14 protein-coding genes are annotated in these 18,784 nt (G+C 42.3%); 7 read left to right on the plus strand and 7 right to left on the minus strand.

What is annotated here, in order from left to right; all coding sequences use genetic code 11:
- Window positions 1-25: 25 nt before the first annotated feature.
- The 3 genes from VHA02S_RS17755 to VHA02S_RS17765 are packed head-to-tail and all read right to left on the minus strand — an operon-like array spanning window position 26 to window position 2,396.
- On the minus strand, window positions 26-961 hold the full coding sequence (locus tag VHA02S_RS17755; protein WP_038898934.1) for a 5-oxoprolinase subunit C family protein: 936 nt from the start codon (window positions 959-961) through the stop codon (window positions 26-28).
- Window positions 958-1,641: a 5-oxoprolinase subunit B family protein gene (locus VHA02S_RS17760; protein WP_017819609.1), complete on the minus strand. Its 684-nt coding sequence runs from the start codon at window positions 1,639-1,641 to the stop codon at window positions 958-960. The genes VHA02S_RS17755 and VHA02S_RS17760 overlap by 4 nt, the downstream gene beginning before the upstream one ends.
- Complete coding sequence (locus tag VHA02S_RS17765; protein WP_038898935.1) at window positions 1,641-2,396, minus strand: 5-oxoprolinase subunit PxpA; 756 nt, start codon at window positions 2,394-2,396, stop codon at window positions 1,641-1,643. Before VHA02S_RS17765 ends, VHA02S_RS17760 begins: the two co-directional genes overlap by 1 nt.
- 290 nt (window positions 2,397-2,686) lie before the next feature.
- Here VHA02S_RS17765 and VHA02S_RS17770 point away from each other — a divergent pair, with 290 nt between their 5' ends.
- The gene (locus VHA02S_RS17770) at window positions 2,687-4,645 is read left to right on the plus strand and encodes a diguanylate cyclase domain-containing protein (protein WP_038898936.1); all 1,959 of its coding nucleotides are present in this window, start codon (window positions 2,687-2,689) and stop codon (window positions 4,643-4,645) included.
- A 54-nt stretch (window positions 4,646-4,699) separates the two neighbouring features.
- Window positions 4,700-5,716 carry a UDP-glucose 4-epimerase GalE gene (gene galE / locus VHA02S_RS17775; RefSeq protein WP_005451787.1) on the plus strand — a complete coding sequence of 339 codons (1,017 nt, stop codon included), beginning with the start codon at window positions 4,700-4,702 and terminating at the stop codon, window positions 5,714-5,716.
- A 478-nt stretch (window positions 5,717-6,194) separates the two neighbouring features.
- On the opposite strand, the gene VHA02S_RS17780 is transcribed toward galE, so the two are convergent.
- Window positions 6,195-8,366, minus strand: coding sequence for a TonB-dependent hemoglobin/transferrin/lactoferrin family receptor (locus VHA02S_RS17780; RefSeq protein WP_017189048.1), 2,172 nt, complete (start codon window positions 8,364-8,366; stop codon window positions 6,195-6,197).
- Between the two features lie 236 nt (window positions 8,367-8,602).
- Here VHA02S_RS17780 and VHA02S_RS17785 point away from each other — a divergent pair, with 236 nt between their 5' ends.
- Complete coding sequence (locus tag VHA02S_RS17785; RefSeq protein WP_005451789.1) at window positions 8,603-9,490, plus strand: LysR family transcriptional regulator; 888 nt, start codon at window positions 8,603-8,605, stop codon at window positions 9,488-9,490.
- 54 nt (window positions 9,491-9,544) lie between these two features.
- On the opposite strand, the gene VHA02S_RS17790 is transcribed toward VHA02S_RS17785, so the two are convergent.
- Entirely contained in the window at window positions 9,545-11,626 is a 2,082-nt protein-coding gene (locus VHA02S_RS17790) for a TonB-dependent hemoglobin/transferrin/lactoferrin family receptor (RefSeq protein ID WP_038898937.1), read from the minus strand.
- Between the two features lie 437 nt (window positions 11,627-12,063).
- Window positions 12,064-14,703, minus strand: a complete 2,640-nt coding sequence (locus VHA02S_RS17795) for a bifunctional acetate--CoA ligase family protein/GNAT family N-acetyltransferase (RefSeq protein WP_038898938.1) — start codon at window positions 14,701-14,703, stop codon at window positions 12,064-12,066.
- Between the two features lie 236 nt (window positions 14,704-14,939).
- Here VHA02S_RS17795 and VHA02S_RS17800 point away from each other — a divergent pair, with 236 nt between their 5' ends.
- The 4 genes from VHA02S_RS17800 to yciH all read left to right on the plus strand — a co-directional run bounded on the left by VHA02S_RS17800 (window position 14,940) and on the right by yciH (window position 17,476).
- A complete protein-coding gene (locus VHA02S_RS17800; RefSeq protein ID WP_005451792.1) occupies window positions 14,940-15,509 on the plus strand; it encodes an SPOR domain-containing protein in 570 nt (189 codons plus the stop codon).
- Between the two features lie 149 nt (window positions 15,510-15,658).
- Entirely contained in the window at window positions 15,659-16,648 is a 990-nt protein-coding gene (locus VHA02S_RS17805) for a D-alanine--D-alanine ligase (RefSeq protein ID WP_038898939.1), read from the plus strand.
- 128 nt (window positions 16,649-16,776) lie between these two features.
- On the plus strand, window positions 16,777-17,160 hold the full coding sequence (locus tag VHA02S_RS17810) for a DUF3319 domain-containing protein (protein ID WP_005451794.1): 384 nt from the start codon (window positions 16,777-16,779) through the stop codon (window positions 17,158-17,160).
- Between the two features lie 4 nt (window positions 17,161-17,164).
- Window positions 17,165-17,476: a stress response translation initiation inhibitor YciH gene (gene yciH / locus VHA02S_RS17815; RefSeq protein ID WP_038898940.1), complete on the plus strand. Its 312-nt coding sequence runs from the start codon at window positions 17,165-17,167 to the stop codon at window positions 17,474-17,476.
- A 35-nt stretch (window positions 17,477-17,511) separates the two neighbouring features.
- On the opposite strand, the gene VHA02S_RS17820 is transcribed toward yciH, so the two are convergent.
- A complete protein-coding gene (locus VHA02S_RS17820) occupies window positions 17,512-18,579 on the minus strand; it encodes an acyltransferase family protein (RefSeq protein WP_038898941.1) in 1,068 nt (355 codons plus the stop codon).
- Window positions 18,580-18,784 lie beyond the last annotated feature (205 nt).

The raw sequence follows: 18,784 nt of genomic DNA on the forward strand, positions 1-18,784 counted from the left end.
CTTGATACTAAACTACTAGAAGGGCTCAATAACCAAAAAATTGAGCCCACTGACACCATACATCTTGTAGACCTTGTCTATCTCCTCGTATAAAGCTCACGGATTGTCCCGGTTTTGCCTGAGCCAAGCGCGGCAAATCAATCCTAGCGACGCAGCCAAACTTAGGATACCCCCCAATAGTCTGATGATCATTTAACAAAATGATTGGTTTCCCGTCGTTTGGTATTTGGATAGACCCAAGCGCAATACCCTCAGATAAAATGCCATCGTAAGGAGGAGTGATAGTTTCACCTTCTAGGCGATAACCCATGCGATTCGAGTTTGGCGATATTTCAAATATCGTGGAATAGAAACGGTCGATCGCTTCTTGAGAGAAGTCGTTGTATTGATAACCCTCAATAACGCGAAGCTTGATAGGAAGGTTATAATCAGGCTTAAAACGAAAAGTCATTTGCTTGGACTTTCGGCTAGGGAGTGCGTGTGGGTTGAAACCTATGATGTCTCCAGCTTTCAATGCCAAGCCATTTTGTTCGATGCCTCCTAAGGATTCTCTTAATACTGTTGATGAACTCCCTAAATGTTTCTCGACATTAAAACCGCCTTTCACGGCTAAGTAAGCTCGAAGACCATTGCGTGGTATTCCAAACTTAAGTGTTTGTCCTTTTTTTAACGAAAAGTCAGACCAATTGGTGAGTGCTATTCCGTCAATAGAAGCGTTTAAATCGCCCCCACAAATAGAAAGGTGACAGTCTTCTAGTGCTTTGAAGGTGGCATTTCCAAGCGTAATTTCAATGACTGAGCAATTTACAGGATTCTTTAATAGATGATTTGCCCAACTGTAAGCGTAATCATCAACCGGACCGCCTTGTGTAATACCAATATGCGCGAGCCCAAAACGACCGAAATCTTGAATCAATGAGAGTGGACCTGGCTTCTCTACGATTAAACCTGAAAAACTCATAATTTGCCCCCTAAATTGATGTACTCCTGTCTTGTGATTGAACCAAAAGTGACCTTGTCACCAACTTCAAAAGGAATAAATGGTGGCGTATCAGTGAACAACGAGATGGGTGTTCGACCTATGATGTTCCAGCCTCCAGGGCTATCTGAAGGGTAGACAGCGGTTTTACTGTCCGCTATCGCGACGCTGCCGGCTGGAACGTGAGTGCGGGGGGTATTGTGTCGTGGCATGTGTAATGCCTTTGGTAAGTCTGAAAGAAACGCGAAGCCTGGCGCAAAGCCGATTGCTGATACCGTGTAAACCGTTTTGGTATGCAGCTCGATCAATTCAGCCAACGGCAAACCAGCATCGTTGAATCGTTCTAAATCGAGCGCGGTCTCTTCTGAGTAGTAAACCGGAATGGAAATGTAGTTAGGTTGCTTATTATCCATCGAGCGGACATCAAAACGAGTAACGAGTTGGTTCAATTCTTTGAGGATGATGGATTCGTTAATTCTAAAGGGCAGGTAATCGATCAAAATAGTTCGGTATGACGGAACAACATTCATGATTATGAGGTTAAGTTTATCGGCAATCTGATGTGCTAACTCACCAATGTGTTCGACGGTCACCGCTTCATGAAAGCGAATCAGAATACTGCATTCAGAGATAGGAGAGATTGAAAACTGCCCTTGATTCATTAATTTCCTCCGGTGTAGAGACTTTGGCGAATCTTTTGAATCAATGCGATGGATTCGTCATTATCTCCGTGGACACAAATTGTGTCAGCTTCTAACAAAATATATTGACCCGATGCCGTTTTGACTCTTCCTGATTCAGCAAGCATTTTGACTTGTTCTAATATAGCGTGTTCGCTGTTTAAGACCGCATTAGGTTGTGTTCTGGGTGTGAGCATTCCATCATCTTGATACAGACGGTCCGCAAAGGCTTCAAATAACAGAGGTACATCAAAATCATCTGCTATTTCGAGATACTTTTCATTTTCTTGAGAGGCGAGGATCATTAGTGGAACTTTAAAAAGTGCCGCTGCTTTCACTACGGCGAGAAAAACGCCATCGCTTTGCATCATATCGTTATAAAGCGCACCATGGGGTTTGATATACCCTATGTCGGTATACTGCGCTTTGCACAAAGCTTGTAACGCGCCAACTTGATAAATCACCATGTTGGTAATTTCATCATTGGTCATTTTTAAGCTCCGACGACCAAAGCCTTGTAGGTCGGGATAACCAGGATGAGCACCAATTTCAACGTCGTGTTGGTTAGCGAGAGTAATCGTATCGTGCATGACATTAGGATCAGATGCGTGAAATCCACAAGCGATGTTCGCCATGTCAATGTGAGGCATTACACTCTCATCGGCACCCATTTTCCACGCGCCAAAGCTTTCGCCCATGTCGCAATTCAGTGTCAGTTGCTGGTTATTCAATGTCATACGTTTATAAAAGTCCAAAGTATGCTTTAAAAATGCAGGAAATTACGTTTAAGTTCAGTGACTAACTTCATTCTTCAAGAAGAAGGTTATCAAATGAAGTGGTGAAAAGATCGTCGTGTTCTTTGAAATGATCCGAAATTTTAAGAAAATCATGACTAATCAGTCTAATAATTGAGATTTACGGCTTCATTTCAAGATTTGTCGTGTTAGTCTTGGCTCTTCTTTTTTGTGTGATAGTTTGCATAGCAATCCTTTCGTTATTTTGATTGCTTTCTGCGACAGGAATATATATGTCATTACGAGCAAAGCTAATATGGCCGATTCTCGCTTTCATCACGGTCATCTTTGTTACATCTCAAAGTTACACGTCATATAACACTTATCAGTCCGCCAAACATGAATTGGTCGAACAGACCAAAGTTCTGATCAATGATGCTTCTCACTCAATTAAAGATGCGCTTGCAACAAAGAACAAACCAAAAGCGCAAACCATTTTGGCTGATCTGCTTAAGAAGCCAAACGTATCACGCGTAAAGCTTTACGACAAAGACAATAATCCATTTGCTGTATTTGCTTTGGATGGCTTTGCTGCACCTTCGCCGACAGTTAAAGAGCGAAGTCGTCTGCATGAAGTAGGATACGCACTATCTGCACACTTTCTGTACGTTTTTGAGCCTATTATTCACGAAGGACAAGTCATCGGATCGATTAGGGTGACGTTGTCACGAATTCCATTGTTCGAAGTACGAGATGCATTGCTACAAGACGGTGGGCTGTTCTTAGTCATTCTTTTAGCTGGTGGGGTTATGTTCTACTTTGGGGTTGAACGACGAGTTCTTCGTCCCATAGAGGAAGTCAATCGAGCGTTGCAAGATTTAGCTAACGGGCATCACCTTAGTGGAAGGATTCACCATAAATCAAAAGACGAGGTCGGTGCATTGGTCGCTTCTTTCAACTTTATGGTTGAAAAACAGCAGCGACTTGAAAAGCAGCGCAAACATAGCTTGGAAGTGCTAGAGCGCCGTAAGGTATTCGCCGAAGAAGTGATTGATTCTATTCAGGATTCGTTAATAGTCACGGACAACTTAGGGAGAGTGATTCATTGTAATACTGCTACGCAACGTATTTTTGAACATACTTACCAAGGGATAGAAACGGCAAACATTTGCGATCTAATCCAGACCAAGACGCCAAACGAGCTTGGACAAATACTAAGCCGAGGGCTTGAATGTGATGATATCCACCTGGAAAGTGGTGAAGGGAAGCAACAGCTAAGTTTAACCAGCCGACGCTTAGCGAAAAACGGCTATATGCTTTTCGTAATTCAGGACATCACCGAGATTGAAGAGGCAATGAATCGTCAAAGAGTAGCGGGTCGTGTATTTGAAAGCAGTCAAGATGGCTTAGTGGTGTTGAACCACCAAGGTATTATTACCATGGTTAATCCAGCGGTGACGAAGCTCGTCGGTGTAGAAGCTGACCAATTAGTGGGTAAGCCGTTCATCAAATCAATTCGCTGGAGAAAGCTACAAGCTATGATGCCGAGCATTCAAGAATCTATTGAAAACTATGGTATGTGGCAAGGAGAAGTGATTGAGAAGAACCATCTAGGTCAACTCGTTCCAATGTTTGCAAAGGTTAATTGCATTAACAAGAGCGATGACCAAAACACTTATGACATGGTCATCATTCTAACCGACCTATCAAGTGCAAAAGAGATGGAGCGTTTGGAGTATCTTGCACATCACGACGCCTTAACCGGGTTGGCAAATCGTTCTAAGTTCCACCTAGAGCTAGAAGAATTGGTACAAAGATCAGGCTATTTGCGCGACGAATTCGCGGTACTTTACTTGGATTTAGATGGCTTTAAGAATATCAATGACACTTATGGTCATGATGCAGGTGACGAAGTGCTCAAACAAGTGGCAGACCGGATGGCTGCGGCAACTCGACATAGCGATTTGATTGCTCGTTTATCGGGAGATGAATTTGTCATGTTGGTCAACCCAGCAAATCAGAAGGTCGTAACAAGGATTGCAGAACAGTTACTTGAATCGGTTTGCTCTCCAATTGAATACCGAGGCTCCCTGCTTAAAGTTGGCGTGAGCATTGGTGTGAAACTGGTTGGCGTTAACGAGCGTGACGCAACGCGTATTCTTAAGAGTGCCGATACAGCAATGTACCAAGCTAAGAAAGCAGGTAAAGGTCAAGCAATTTTAATGGGTTGCGAATCCCCAGAGACTGTTTAACTGTGGGCTAAAAACCTTTAGACTAGCGCGATTCGCGTCAGAAGGATATATAACATGAAAGTACTTGTTACGGGTGGTATGGGCTACATTGGCAGCCACACTTGTATTCAAATGATCGAAGCTGGTATGACGCCAGTGATCCTTGATAACCTATACAACAGCAAACCTACAGTGCTTGAGCGCATTGAAAAGGTTTGTGGTGCAAGACCTGAGTTTATTGAAGCGGACATCCGCGACAAAGCCGCGCTTGTTGAAGCAATGAGAGCGCACAACATTGAAGCTGTTATTCACTTCGCCGGTTTAAAAGCAGTGGGCGAGTCGGTAGAAAAACCGCTTGAGTACTACGATAACAACGTTAATGGTACGCTAGTGCTTGTTGATGCTATGCGTGAAGCAGGAGTTAAATCCATCGTATTTAGTTCTTCAGCGACAGTATATGGTGATCCTGCATCTGTGCCTATCACTGAAGACTTCCCAACTAGCGCAACTAACCCTTACGGCCGTAGTAAGTTAATGGTTGAAGAGTGTCTAACAGACTTCCAAAAAGCGAACCCAGATTGGAGTATTACGCTTCTCCGCTACTTCAACCCTGTTGGTTCTCATCCAACGGGTGAGCTAGGTGAAGATCCTCAAGGCATCCCAAACAACCTAATGCCTTTTGTCTCGCAAGTCGCAGTAGGTCGTCGTGAGTTTTTATCTGTGTTTGGTAGTGACTACCCAACAAAAGACGGTACTGGTGTGCGTGACTACATCCATGTGATGGACCTATCTGATGGTCATGTCGCCGCTCTTGAAAAAGTTGGCAATAAAGCTGGTCTGCATATTTACAACCTTGGTACCGGTAATGGTTATAGCGTTCTTGAAATGGTTAAAGCATTTGAAAACGCATCTGGCAAAGAAGTGCCGTTTAAGTTAGTTGATCGCCGCCCTGGTGATATCGCGGAATGTTGGGCTGACCCTTCAAAAGCTGCAAACGAACTTGGTTGGAAGGCTGAGCGCACGTTAGAAGAAATGACAGGTGATACTTGGCGTTGGCAGTCAAATAACCCTCAAGGTTACCCTGACGCTTAAAAAATCAAGTTTTACATATTAATAACAAAAAGGCGCACTTCTGCGCCTTTTTTGATCTAAATCGGAAAAAATCGTAAATTACTGGTTAAAAGGTAGCTTAGATAAATAGAACTGCTAAACTATGTCCGACTCTTAATTTAGGTCGTAAATTTTCTTAAGACTATCGGGGTAGTTCATGGAACTTGGTCTAATCATCGCTTTCATCGTGGCAGCAGCAATCATGGTGAAAAAAGAGATGGCAAAGCAGTAAGTTTTCATTTTTCATTCTTTTCTTAACATTTTTGAAATGAAAACGCGTAAAAAAGTCAGCATATTGCTGGCTTTTTTATTTTTGTAGCGCAAGTTCTTCGTTTATGACTCATTTATCAATCATTTTCGCAATGTCGCTGCAGATAGTTAGCTTTGTTTGAAAGTGGAAAAACAAAAAAGCACCCAACTAAGCGGGTGCTTTACGAACAGTTTTATAAATTGATGTCACTTAGAACTGGTAATCTACAGAAATTGCCCAGTTACGACCCGGTAAGCTATGGAAGTCTTTGTTGTCCGTACTTTCGAGACCGCGAACATCTTGGTATGTCCAGTATTTCTTATCAAATGCATTGAACAAGCCTGCTGTCAGCGTTAGGTCTTTGATAGGCATGTAATATGCGGTTAAGTCCATTACACCGTAACCTGCCGAATCAATTTGGTCATCACTAGACCAGTCGTCTTTCTTAGCTGCAAGCTTAAGAGACGCAAGACCACCAAAATGATGCTCGACGTTGTCGTAACCTAAACCAAGTACAGAAGACAAAGGAGCGACACTATCTAGTGCTTTACCTGTTGTTTTATCTTCACCATCTAGGTATGTCACAGATACTCTCGTGTACATACCTTTAGGGGCGTCAAAAGCTTCATCTAGCAAAAGTGTAGAACTAAATTCAACACCAGAAATGTCGACTTCATCTCGGTTTACGATCGTGAATCGGTCTTTATTTGGATCGATTTTTGGTAGTTCTTCTGAGTCGATAAAGTCTTTGTACTGAGTGATAAAGCCTGTGAGTTCAAACTGCGCAAAGTTGTTTTGACCACGGAAGCCAATTTCGTAAGAAAGGCTTTTCTCGGCTTCTAAATCTGGGTTAGGAACGAATTCAGCACCAGTGTCGTATTCATAGTAAAGCTGCTCAACTGTAGGTGCCTTAAAGCCCTGACTGATTTGGGCAAAAGTACTTAGTTTGTCGTTAAGGTGGTAAACCGCGCCCAGTTTCCCAGTAAATGCGTCATTACTGTTCTTACCTCGTTCGGTAGTAAAGCCTGCGTCAGATGTTGGATCCGCTTCAAATGAATCGTAACGGATGCCCGCATTTAGTACTAGTGTATCGTTAAGTAAGAATGCATTGTCTTGAAGGAAAATACCCCATTCGGTGACGGTGGCATCAGGGATTGTCGTTGAGCCAGGTTTACTAGTCCCATTGTCGTGGTAAATATCCACATTCGTTAGACTAAAATCTGTCACCACAGAATTTAGACCGTAGGTCAGTTCGTGAATTGCATTTCCGGTTGTGATTACCTTGTCGAACTGAGCATCAAACTGAAGTGACTCGTCTTCAGCTTGACGTAGGCGAGTACGATCCCCGTTATAGCCAATGTAACCTAAATGGTCAGTGACATTAGCGAAGTTAGAGTTTTCGCTCTCTGTGACCTGATAGTTAAGGTCTAATTTCATTGAGTCGAAAGCTGCATTTGCTTTAGTGAGTTCGTAGTTTACGCCATAACGCGTACGTGTCATTTCATCACTCGCTTTTGCGTTAGCATAAGTAACGCCAGGTCTTGGACCAAAATTAAGTGTGTAGTTGCCACGACGATCGTTTTCATCGTAGTTGTAGTTATAGCGCTCGAAGACAAAGCCGAGTTTGTTGACATCGTTAATGTTGTAATAAGCTTTTGCCAAAATGTTATTTAGATCTTTGTCTGCTGGGTTCTCAAGACCACGTGCTGAACCATCAATGTCGGAACCATCACCGTAGGTTTCAAGCTCGCTGCCGGTAGAGTAAGTTCCCATCAATAGTGTTTCAAACTTACCACGGCGCATTGCCCAAGTTAACGTGTTCTTGAATTGTTCGTCTGCAGAGAAGTAGCTCGATTTAATGCCAAAACGAGTCTCGTCACCGTCAGTTTTTAGAACGTCTGAAGGATCTTTTGTCTTAAGAACAACAACGCCACCCATTGCATCAGAGCCATATAGGGTAGAGGATGGACCCTTGTTAATCTCTATACTGGTCAGTGTGTCGAGTTCAATCGCGTTCGGATAAATTGCTTGAACCGCACCGCCACCTGGATTGAAAGGAGTAGCTTGCTGAACGCCATCAATCACAACTTTCACGCGGTCGCCTTCCATGCCGCGAATGTTAAAGCCCGAAATGCCAAAACGACCGGAAGTCGTTGCTTCCACTCCAGGGGTATATTGAACGGCATCATAAAGGTTCTTTGAAAGTGTGCGGTCAATATCTTTTGACGATACGGTCTCAACTGAAGCTGAAACATCATTAACGTTTTGTTCGGTACGAGTTGCAGAGACGACAACTTCATTGAAAGTTGAGCTTTCTTCTGCGTATGCACCTTGTGATAGGGCAATGAGAATAGAGGCTGACAAAATTGATTTTTTATACATTGGCTTCAATACCTTAAATCCATAATAGGCAATAACAACGTGCGGTATCTTAGTTTATACAAATGGTAATTACTATCATTACTATTGTTATTTAGTGTTGTTTTTGTCAATGGAAATTTGTGCTATGCGCAACCTAGTCTTTATTTATCAATCTGTTATATTGTTTAAAGTCATTTTCTAGTATAAATTTTTAAATACCACTACTGTGATTTAAATCACGCAAATAGGGAGCTATAGTGCAGAGCCCAATCACTTTAGAAGCACTTCATATCTTGGATGCTATTGATAGAAGAGGAAGTTTTGCTGCTGCTGCGAACGAATTAGATCGCGCGCCTTCTTCGCTTAGCTATCAAATTCAGAAACTGGAACAAGATCTCGATATCATCATTTTCGATCGTTCAGGTCACAAAGCACATTTCACAGAAGCCGGGAAGTTAATTCTTGAGCGTGGTAGGGCAATTCTGCAAGCTAGTGAGAAGCTTGTTAATGATGCAACGCTCCTGGCCAATGGTTGGGAACTTGATATTACGGTGGCTTTTGATGGAATTATTCCTATTTCAAATTTCTTCCCAATGGTAGATGCGCTATCTAACGTGAGTAGTACAAGGGTGAGGTTACAAGAAGAGATTCTTGCGGGAAGTTGGGAGTCGCTAAATACCGGAAGGGCAGACTTATTGATATGTCCGGCTCTCGATACACTTCCGCAAGATGTTAAGGCCGAAAAAATTGGTAAAATGAGTATGGTTTGGGTCGCCGCTTCTGATCATTATGTGCATAAGCGAAGTGGGGCGTTTGATGACAATGCCCGAGAAAAATATCGCGTTATTGCGATTGCTGATACGGCAAGAGAGCAGCCAGCGCTATCAATCAATGTAATGCAAAAACAGCCAAGACTCACAGTAACCAACTTTCCTGCCAAAGTTGAAGCACTAACTTCCGGGTTAGGTATCGGGACGCTACCAAGTCAAATCGCGGAACCTTTAATTGAGAGTGGCGTTCTTAAACGCATTGAAGGTACGGAAGAACAGCCAATTGATATTATTTTAGCGTGGCGCAGAAATACGATGGGCGAAGCCAAATCTTGGTGCGTACAATACCTTAAGAAAAATTGGCGTCTCAAATAAAAAAATCCCAGCATATGATGCTGGGATTTTTCGTTAAGAAGTGTGTGTTGAAAACTAAAATTCGTACTTCGCTGTAATAGCCCAGTTACGACCGGCTTGTGTTAGGTCTTTATTCTCAGTTTTCATTCCGCTTACATCATTCCAACTGTAGTATTCTTCGTCTGCCACATTAAATACTCCCGCTCGCAGGGTGAGATCTTTAATTGGCTTGTAGTATGCAGTTACGTCAACAACAGTTGCTGAAGAAATTGGTAGGATGTCATCACCATTGATATCACTGCTGTCTTTCGACGCAGTGTAGTTAACCGTTAGTGAAGAACCCCAGTTCTGTTCAGAGTCGTAGTTGAAGCCAGCAACTAGATTCCATGGGTTAACACTGTTTAATGGATCGTTGTTTCCGTCTTCACCTTCAGTATAGGCTGCAGCAACTCGAGAACTAAAGCCTTTTACTGGCATGAACTTATCCCAAGACAGTTGGTTGGAAAATTCAATACCTTTGATTGTTGCTTTACCAATGTTAACGTATTGGTAAACCGCAGGGTCGATACCTGGAATGAAGCTACCTGAAACTTGTTGTCGCTCGATAAAGTTATCGTAGTCACTGTAGAATACCGCGACTTCACTGCTTGAAATGTCGTTGTTGTGGCGCCAGCCAAACTCATAAGAAATACTTTCTTCTGCTTTCAAGTCTGGGTTTGGTTTGTTTATGTAACCGTGCATCGGGTTACCAAACGAGTAATACAGCTCTTGAAAATCAGGTGCGCGGAAACCTTGGCTTATCTGGGCAAACAAACGGTGTTGTTCGTTTAGTTTGTAGATCGTGCCTAAACGAGCAGTAAACGCGGAGTCAGAGAACTTTTTGTATTCGTTATCAGGGTTACCACTTGGGTTGTCGCTAGCGTTTCCAGGATCGGTTTCGAATGAGTCGTAACGAACACCAGGAGTAATGATGAAGTTGCCGACGGTAATCTCGTCTTGTAGGAAGACTCCGTAACGACGTTCACTTGCCGAAGGGATGTAGAAGATCTCTTTATCCGTCCCAGCGCTATTGAACTCTTTGTTTATGTTCTTAATGTCTTTATCTAAGTAAGACGCACCATAAACAATGTAATGTTCAGTGTTACCAAGCGTTAGGTACTTATCTAACTGCATGTCGAACTGGAAGCCTTCATCGCTGTAGGTGTAATCTTTGCGTTGATTGTTCAAGCCTTTGACACGATGTGTTATGCCAGTTTCGTCTTTACTTAAGTAATCTAGTTGCCACGTTAATGTGTCAGCAATTGATGCTTGAGCATCCCAAATATGCTTAATACCGACTTGATATTGTTCAGTTGTATCTTCGCTTCGTCCATCCGTGTAGCCATCATATGATTGAATGCCATCACCTTCATTGCGAATGTAGTTACCGCTAAATTCAAGTCTATGTGCTTCGTTTAACTGATATTGTAATTTCACTAAAAGGTTATTGGCAGAGGTATCGGCATCCGCTAAATCACCAAAGTTATCAAGCTCGCTACCATCACGGCGAGTGTAAGCAACTAAAGACTCAAGGTCCCCGGTTTTGTTTGCAAGAGCTACCGATTCGCTGAATGTATTGTCTTCTGAAGAGTAGTTAAATTTCGCATGACCACCAAAATCACGCCCCTTTAAGAAGTCCGAAGGGTCTTTCGTTTCGAAAGCTACAATGCCACCAATTGCGTCAGAACCATGCAAAGATGATGCTGCACCTTTTACGATTTCCACTGCTTTAACAAGATCGGTGTCAACTTCAACACGAGAAGAGTTAATAAAGTTATTGCCTGAATCGAACTGGTTACCTTGAGCAACACCATCAACTAGAACTTTAATTCGGTTGCCTTCGATACCACGAATGTTGATACTTTGAACACCTTGTCGAGCATTCGTCTCGACGGTAACTCCTGGCGTGTATTTAAATAGATCATCAAGACCGGTAATCATGCCATCTTCGATGTCTTGGTCTGTGACGACTGCAACTGACGCAGCAGTATCCTCGATTTGGCTATTTGTACGTGTCGCAGTAACAACGACTTCGTTAAAAGTTGAGTGTTCTTCTGCTTGTGCACCGTGAGCTAGAGCTAATAAAATTGATGCTGACAGAATTGATTTTTTATACATTGGTTCTAACACCTTATATCCATGATAGGCAATAACAACGGGCGATATATTATTTCAAGCAAATGATAATTACTATCATTATTATTATCACTAAAGTGGTGGTTAGGTATGTAAGAGAAATGACCTTTTTATATTTAGTATATAAAATTCAACAGGATAGCTTTTTATAACATAAGCTCGACGATAAGTTCTATAAAATTAGCAAATGAGATGTCGGTCACGTAAATTGCAGTTTGATGAAAAAGTAGGCATGTGCCAGTGTGATTTAATGGTGTTTACGTATTGTTGTGGTGCATGGGTTATGGCGGTAGTTATGCATGATTTGCGATTGGTTTATTATTTTATGAAATGTTTACTCAGGTTATCCAACAAAGTCTGAAGTTAGGAGAATAGGTAGGGCTGAAAACTTACAGCCCAAATCTTTGCTTTATCAGACATCATTTTCGTTTGAGTGGTAACACCATATCTGCAGTGCCATCTGCAAATTGTACGTCCAACTCAAATCCTAAACTTTGTGCGAGTGACAGCATGCCTCGATTGGTTGGCATTGTCATTCCGGAAATCTGCTTGGTGCCTTTTGCTTGGCAGTAACTAATGATTTTTTGCATCAGTACTTTGCCCAGACCTTTACCCTTTAAATCTGATCGGACCAAAATCGCAAACTCTGCATCACTATTATCCGGTGTTATCAGAGCTCGAGATACACCAATAATGGAAGGTCCATTATCATCAAAGGCAACAGCAACAAATGCCATTTCACGGTCGTAATCAATTTGGGTTAAATTTGCAAGCGCCTCATGATTAAACTCCCCAACATCGGAGAAAAACCGATTGTAGAGGTCTTCTTTAGATACGCTATTTATAAATTGAGCGTGAATTGGCTCATCCTCAGGAAGAATTGGGCGCAACAGAATAGGTTGCCCGTCACGTAATGTCACTGTCTCAACAAACTCTGCGGGGAAAGGGCGAATAGCTAAGCGTTCCTGCGCATCTCCTTGATACTTTTTGAGTGTCACGTCTGCGTCGATTATGGTTAATTCACTACCTGACACCAATACTGGATGTATATCCAGGCTCTCTATTTCTGGTAGTTCAACCGCCATTTGAGATATGCGAACCAGAAACTTTGATAGTTCGTTTACATCAATCGCGTCTTTATGCTTTTGCAAGCGAACTTTCCCTGATTTCAACGCAATTACCACTAAATAACGAGCTAGGTTCATATTCAGTGGTGGCAATGCCGCAACCGCGTCTTGAGTGATGTTCCAATCTGAGCCTCCTTGTCCGAGCAAAATCACTGGACCGAAAACTTTATCAACCGCGATACTAATTCTGAGCTCCTCAGCGCTACCTAGTTTCGCCATTCCTTGGACCAACAACCCTTGTAGGTTCGCCGCTGGATAGCTCAGCTTTGCGGTGTCGAGAATGGCTTGCGCGGCGCTAGATACCTCTTGGCTATTACGCAAATTGAGTGCAACACCATGTACATCAGACTTATGAGGAATATCGGGAGAGCGAAGCTTTACCGCGACCGGGTAGCCAATATTTTCCGCCATATGGACCGCTTCAGTAACTTCAGAAGCGATCCAAGTCGGAAGAATATTAAAGCCAAACTGTTCAAACAAAGGGCTGGTTTGATGCGTATCCAGCATTACTGTTTGTTTGTCCAGTAATTGTTCGTTTACCCATTCACGAGCTGAACTCACGCTACCGGAGTGTAAAGGTTCAGCGGTTGTTGGAGTTTCCATCAATTGTTTTTGATTTCGTCGGTATTCGACCAAATGCATGTAAGCAACGACAGCACTTTCAGGTGTTCTATAAGTTGGAATGCCCGCACGTGTAAAGGCTAGCCGAGCCTCTCTCGATGTCTGCTCACCAGACCAATTGGTCAATATATTGAAATGCTTATGTCGGGGATGAGCTTGAATTGCTTCAATCACAGCGTTCGCGGTTTCTAATGAATCCGACACCGCTGAAGGGCTATGCATTATTAAGATGGCATCAGCGCAGTCTCCGTTCATCAGTGCGTTTATGGTATCGACATAACGTTTCTTTGTTGCATCTCCTGCAAGATCAATAGGGTTAACACCACGCCAACTAACAGGCAATGCGGACTTTAGTTGTTCGACAGACTCTTCATTTAATGTTGCGAGCTTGCCGCCTCTTTCAAATAGAGTATCGACGGCCATGATTGCAGGACCGCCGCCATTGGTTACGATAGCTAGGCGTTCGCCTCGAAGCGGAACCGAATGTGTCAACGTTTCTACTGCCGCAAATAACTCGTGCGTATTACCCACACGCAGCATACCCGTTCTTCTTATCGCAGAATCGTAGATAACATCCAATGAATCAGTGTTGCCATCGCTAAATGGGCGAGCTTGTGAGGATCTACCTGCTTTGAGAACCAAGATACGACGGTTTCGTGACGCTGCACGTGCTGCCGACATAAAGCGTCGAGCATCTTTAATTGAATCAACATAGAGAAGAATGGCTTCGGTCTTTGCATCCATGCTTAAATAATCAAGCAGTTCTGCAAAGTCGATGTCTTGCCCTTGACCGATTGAGATAAAAGAAGAAAAACCAATATTCTTGTCGTTTGCCCAATCAAGAACCGTGGTACACACTGCAGCGGATTGAGAGATGAACGCAATTTTACCCGGTTGCGCTGCCACGGGAGAGAAGGAGCAGTTGAAGTTATGCCAAGGAAGAATTATCCCGAGGCTATTTGGTCCTAAGACTCTTATGTTTAGATCAGAGAAATCGATACTTTCAACGTCATCTGAAATGACGATAGCAAACTCCGTGCCGCGCTGATCTAATTCAACAAGTAGTTGTTTATTGCGTGACACATTCGTACAAAGAATGGCGATATCTGGGGTATAGGGCAGGGAGGCGACGTTAGGGTATGCGATAACACCAGATACAGACTTATATTTCGGTGTCACGGGCATGATTGCACCACCGAACCCGCTTTGAAGAAGATTCCGCATTACTATTTGTCCTGCGCGTAACTCTTTTTGAGAGGCGCCGATTACCGCAACAGAATTAGGTTTGAAGAGTTTTTGTAATTTATTCATTCTTTCTCCTTGGCCTCTTACGCCTAGAACGGTTGGTCACTCCTCATACAATCATAAACGAATAAGCATCTCTTTAAATATGGACAAAGCAGACATTGGCTCAAAAGTGAGCCAAGCGTACAGAGTTTGTGTCACTCATCACATGAAAATCACAGTTTATTGTGTTTGGTGCTTGATAAAATGACCTGCTATCGGCATGATTTATCGTAATATTTATTTAGAGCGTTTGTTACTCCATGAAAAAAATCGCAATCATCGGCTTATCAGTACTGCTTTCTGCTTGTGCTTCGGAAACTTACATCACAGATGTAACCTCAGAAAGCTACCGTGAGGACTACCAAACTCCTTCAGTTTCAAAACCTATTATGTCGTCTGAAAGCGCTGTAGTAGAGAAAGATGTAGAACCAACAGTTGTTAAAATGACTGCGAAGCCTGAAGAGAAAAAGGTAGTTAAGCTGACACCGAAAGAGCAGGTAAAACCAGTTAAGATCGTACCGCCAAGCAAGAAACAAGCGGGTATCCAGCGTTTTGGTTATACCATTCAAGTTGTCGCGGTTGGAAGCCAAGCTAAAGTGGATCAGTTCGCTCGCCAGCTTCCTCAAAATGGTCAGCCAATTTGGGAAAACTACAAAGTAGTGAACGGTACTAAGTGGTTCTCGGTACTTTACGGTGACTACGCAACAAGTGCAGAAGCAAAGCAGGCAATTTCTTCTCTGCCTGGTCATTTTCAACAGCTTAAGCCATTTGTGAAGAGTATCGATGCCATTAAGAACTCGGCATATCCTACGCTCAATAAGCTAAATTAATTTACGAAGAGAAGGGAGCGAAATGCTCCCTTCTTTTTTGGTCAAATCCTATTCGAACAGCATTCCTCACAGTAAAATAACTGTACGTTACTACTCAAAGGTTTATCATACTGAATAGTATCTTTTGGAGATCACGGAAAGATTGATTCATGATTAAAAATATCCTTTTACTATGCGGTGGCGGCTCTTCTGAGCACGAAATTTCACTGTTATCTGCTAATTTTGTTGAGCAGCAGCTAAACCTCATCGAAAACGTGAACGTTACGCGTGTAGAAATTAAAAATGAAGGTTGGGTGACTAACCAAGGTGAGTTGGTTTACTTAGATCTCAACACCAAAAAATTGTGTTCTGACAACTTAAGCTTAGAAGTCGATTTCATTGTCCCTTGTATCCATGGTTTTCCTGGCGAAACCGGTGATATCCAGTCTATGTTCGAAATCGCAGGTATTCCATATTTAGGTTGTGGACCAGAAGCAAGCAGTAACAGCTTCAACAAAATTACTTCGAAACTATGGTACGACGCGATTGGCATCCCAAATACACCTTACTTATTCTTGACTCGTAACGACGAGCAAGCTCATGCGCAAGCATTACAAGCGTTTGATAAATGGGGTAAAGTTTTTGTCAAAGCTGCACGACAAGGTTCATCTGTTGGCTGTTACAGCGTCACTGAAAAGGATGGTGTAATTCAAGCCGTTAACGATGCATTTGGCTACTCTGAGCAAGTTTTAGTTGAAAAGTCTGTGAAGCCGCGTGAGCTAGAAGTCGCAGCGTACGAAATGAATGGTCAACTGTTCATTACTAAGCCCGGAGAGGTCATTGCTCCAGATGGCGCGTTTTATTCTTATGATGAGAAGTACAGCAGCTCAAGCCACTCTTTGACAGAGGTTGAAGCAAAGAACTTAACAGCAGAACAAATTGAAGCGATTCAAATTGCTTCTGAAACCGTCTTTAAACAGATGAATCTGCGTCACTTATCTCGCATTGACTTCTTCTTAACAGAAGATGATGAGATTTATCTGAATGAAGTCAACACCTTCCCAGGTATGACTCCAATCTCTATGTTCCCTAAAATGCTGCAGAACAACGGTCACAAGTTCCAAGAGTTTTTAGCAGATTGTATTAATACTGCAATCTAAATAACGTTACCGTCGTTTGTTTTGTGGTAGAAATAGGCATAACTGAGCGATATAACAACATTAATGTTTGATTATTGCTCAGTTGTAATTATGATTGTAAAAAAGCACTAAATAGATGGCTCAGTGGTATGGCAATTTCAAATTATAGAGGTTTTAACCTGCAATCAGGCGGACCTGATGGTAGCGTTTGGAAGGTAAAAATCAAAAACCACGTTTTACAAGGCAGTTTGACGGCGGTAAAAAAGAGCATAGATTGGTGGTGCGACACCGCGTCTATTATTGATCCAAAAGAGTTTGCAACTTTAGGTCAACGCGCACAAAGCACTAACAGTCCACAAACTGAAATATTTAACGGCTACACGATAAAGAACGACACTGGCGAGCCAAACGCTTGGTATTGTATGTTCAATGGCAAACTAATCAAAGGCGGCAAAGCTGCGATTCAGCGCCATATCGAAGCGTATTTAGTTGCAAAACAGAAAGCGCTACAAGCTCAACAACAAAAGAAATAAGAATATGACACTCGTATATTCAACAGAAACTGGTCGAATCAAACCTGAAGAAGAGAAGATCGAACGTCCTAAAGGTGATGGTATTGCTCGCATTCAACGCCAAACTAAAGGTCGTAAAGGCAAAGGCGTTTGTATCGTAACTGGTTTAGATTTGGATGACGCGCCATTAAAGCTACTGGCAGCTGAACTGAAAAAAGTTTGCGGCTGTGGTGGCTCAGTGAAAGATGGAAGCATTGAAATTCAAGGAGATGCGCGTGATAAGATTAAAGCGCACCTTGAAAAGAAAGGCATGACAGTCAAGTTAGCCGGCGGTTAATAGTAAAAAAGAAGCCCTTTGAGGGCTTCTTTTTTTTAATATCCAGTAATGTATTGAGAATATCGTTTTTTCCCGAAAACCTGCTTAGTAATAAGAACGATAGAAACGCTAACCGTGAGTGTAAAGCCAAGAGTCAACAGAAAGAGTAGGAGGTTGGTATCTTGAGTTTCTGCATATTGGTAAAGCGGCGTTCTTTTAAGTACAGTAAGCACCCATGGGTGAATGAAGAACACGCCAAAACTTGTTTTTGCCAACTGAGATAACAAGTGTGATTTGAACTGAAAGGCTTCGAAGAAGTAAAATAACGCGATCACGAGACATAGTTTTTGTAAGAACATTGTATCAACCCCGCCATAAACCAGCATTTCCTTAATGTAATTTCCCCGATGACCAACAGATGCTTCGTAAATACATAAGCAGAGCACTATTATTCCTAAAATCAGGAGCTTAGATTTAGCATTTACTAGCAATGAACTTCTATGTTGAGAAACACTACAACCAATGAGATAGATTGGCGTGAAATAAATAAACATTTGAAGTGGGTTCGTGTTTTCGTATGAACGATGAATAAACAGAGACGCTAAACATAGTAAAACGAGTATTGAAACTTGCTGGTACGCTTTAAGTCTGAGGAACTTAGTATGTAAAGGCGCAGACGCAAATAGCAATACAGCAAAAGGAATGTACCAGTAAGCCGTTAACATACGTCCTGTCAAAATGTACTTAACTGCGGTTGCGAACACAGAATCGTCAGAACTGAAGAGCATCCGTGAATCAATTTCTACGCCAGGTTCGAAATATCCTGTTTTTGTAGCGAACAATAACATGGTCGCTAGAGAGCCCAAGAATAAATAAGGCAAAACAACTGCCTTGAACTTATTCAAATAAAAGTCAGTTGTTTTTGTCCCACGTTGGTAAAAGACATGATGAAACATGTATCCCGAAATAAATACAAACAAGGAAGTTGAGCCATAGAAAAAGCTCTGAAAAGCCAACCAAGGTCCAGAAGTAGTGCTCATGCCATAATGAAAGCAATGTACTGCGACAATACAAATAATGGCGAACCCTCGATAGTTTTCGATAGATTGTAAATGCTGACGCATAATGTTCCCGCGTGATTATACTTAAAAGCGCAAACTAACACTGTCAGCCAAACGATTGTACTAGATGGATGCAATCTCAGTAGATAATCAATATTGAATACTGACGAGAACTCATACTTTTCTAAAAATCAAAGAGTGTGCTAATAGCAGAGCAAGCAATCGCAGATTGATAGATCCATATTAGCTATTTTATGGTAAATCGCGG

The organism is Vibrio harveyi NBRC 15634 = ATCC 14126 = KCTC 12724 (assembly GCF_001591145.1).
GTDB classification, from domain to species: Bacteria; Pseudomonadota; Gammaproteobacteria; order Enterobacterales; family Vibrionaceae; genus Vibrio; species Vibrio harveyi.

What these genes read in the sequence shown, in the direction of transcription:
- yciH (WP_038898940.1), top strand. Translation starts at nt 17,165, where the DNA reads ATGACACTCGTATATTCAACAGAAACTGGTCGAATCAAACCTGAAGAA.
- VHA02S_RS17760 (WP_017819609.1), bottom strand. Translation starts at nt 1,641, where the DNA reads ATGAATCAAGGGCAGTTTTCAATCTCTCCTATCTCTGAATGCAGTATT.
- VHA02S_RS17770 (WP_038898936.1), top strand. Translation starts at nt 2,687, where the DNA reads ATGTCATTACGAGCAAAGCTAATATGGCCGATTCTCGCTTTCATCACG.
- VHA02S_RS17765 (WP_038898935.1), bottom strand. Translation starts at nt 2,396, where the DNA reads ATGACATTGAATAACCAGCAACTGACACTGAATTGCGACATGGGCGAA.
- VHA02S_RS17755 (WP_038898934.1), bottom strand. Translation starts at nt 961, where the DNA reads ATGAGTTTTTCAGGTTTAATCGTAGAGAAGCCAGGTCCACTCTCATTG.
- VHA02S_RS17805 (WP_038898939.1), top strand. Translation starts at nt 15,659, where the DNA reads ATGATTAAAAATATCCTTTTACTATGCGGTGGCGGCTCTTCTGAGCAC.
- VHA02S_RS17790 (WP_038898937.1), bottom strand. Translation starts at nt 11,626, where the DNA reads ATGTATAAAAAATCAATTCTGTCAGCATCAATTTTATTAGCTCTAGCT.
- VHA02S_RS17800 (WP_005451792.1), top strand. Translation starts at nt 14,940, where the DNA reads ATGAAAAAAATCGCAATCATCGGCTTATCAGTACTGCTTTCTGCTTGT.
- VHA02S_RS17820 (WP_038898941.1), bottom strand. Translation starts at nt 18,579, where the DNA reads ATGCGTCAGCATTTACAATCTATCGAAAACTATCGAGGGTTCGCCATT.
- galE (WP_005451787.1), top strand. Translation starts at nt 4,700, where the DNA reads ATGAAAGTACTTGTTACGGGTGGTATGGGCTACATTGGCAGCCACACT.
- VHA02S_RS17780 (WP_017189048.1), bottom strand. Translation starts at nt 8,366, where the DNA reads ATGTATAAAAAATCAATTTTGTCAGCCTCTATTCTCATTGCCCTATCA.
- VHA02S_RS17810 (WP_005451794.1), top strand. Translation starts at nt 16,777, where the DNA reads ATGGCAATTTCAAATTATAGAGGTTTTAACCTGCAATCAGGCGGACCT.
- VHA02S_RS17795 (WP_038898938.1), bottom strand. Translation starts at nt 14,703, where the DNA reads ATGAATAAATTACAAAAACTCTTCAAACCTAATTCTGTTGCGGTAATC.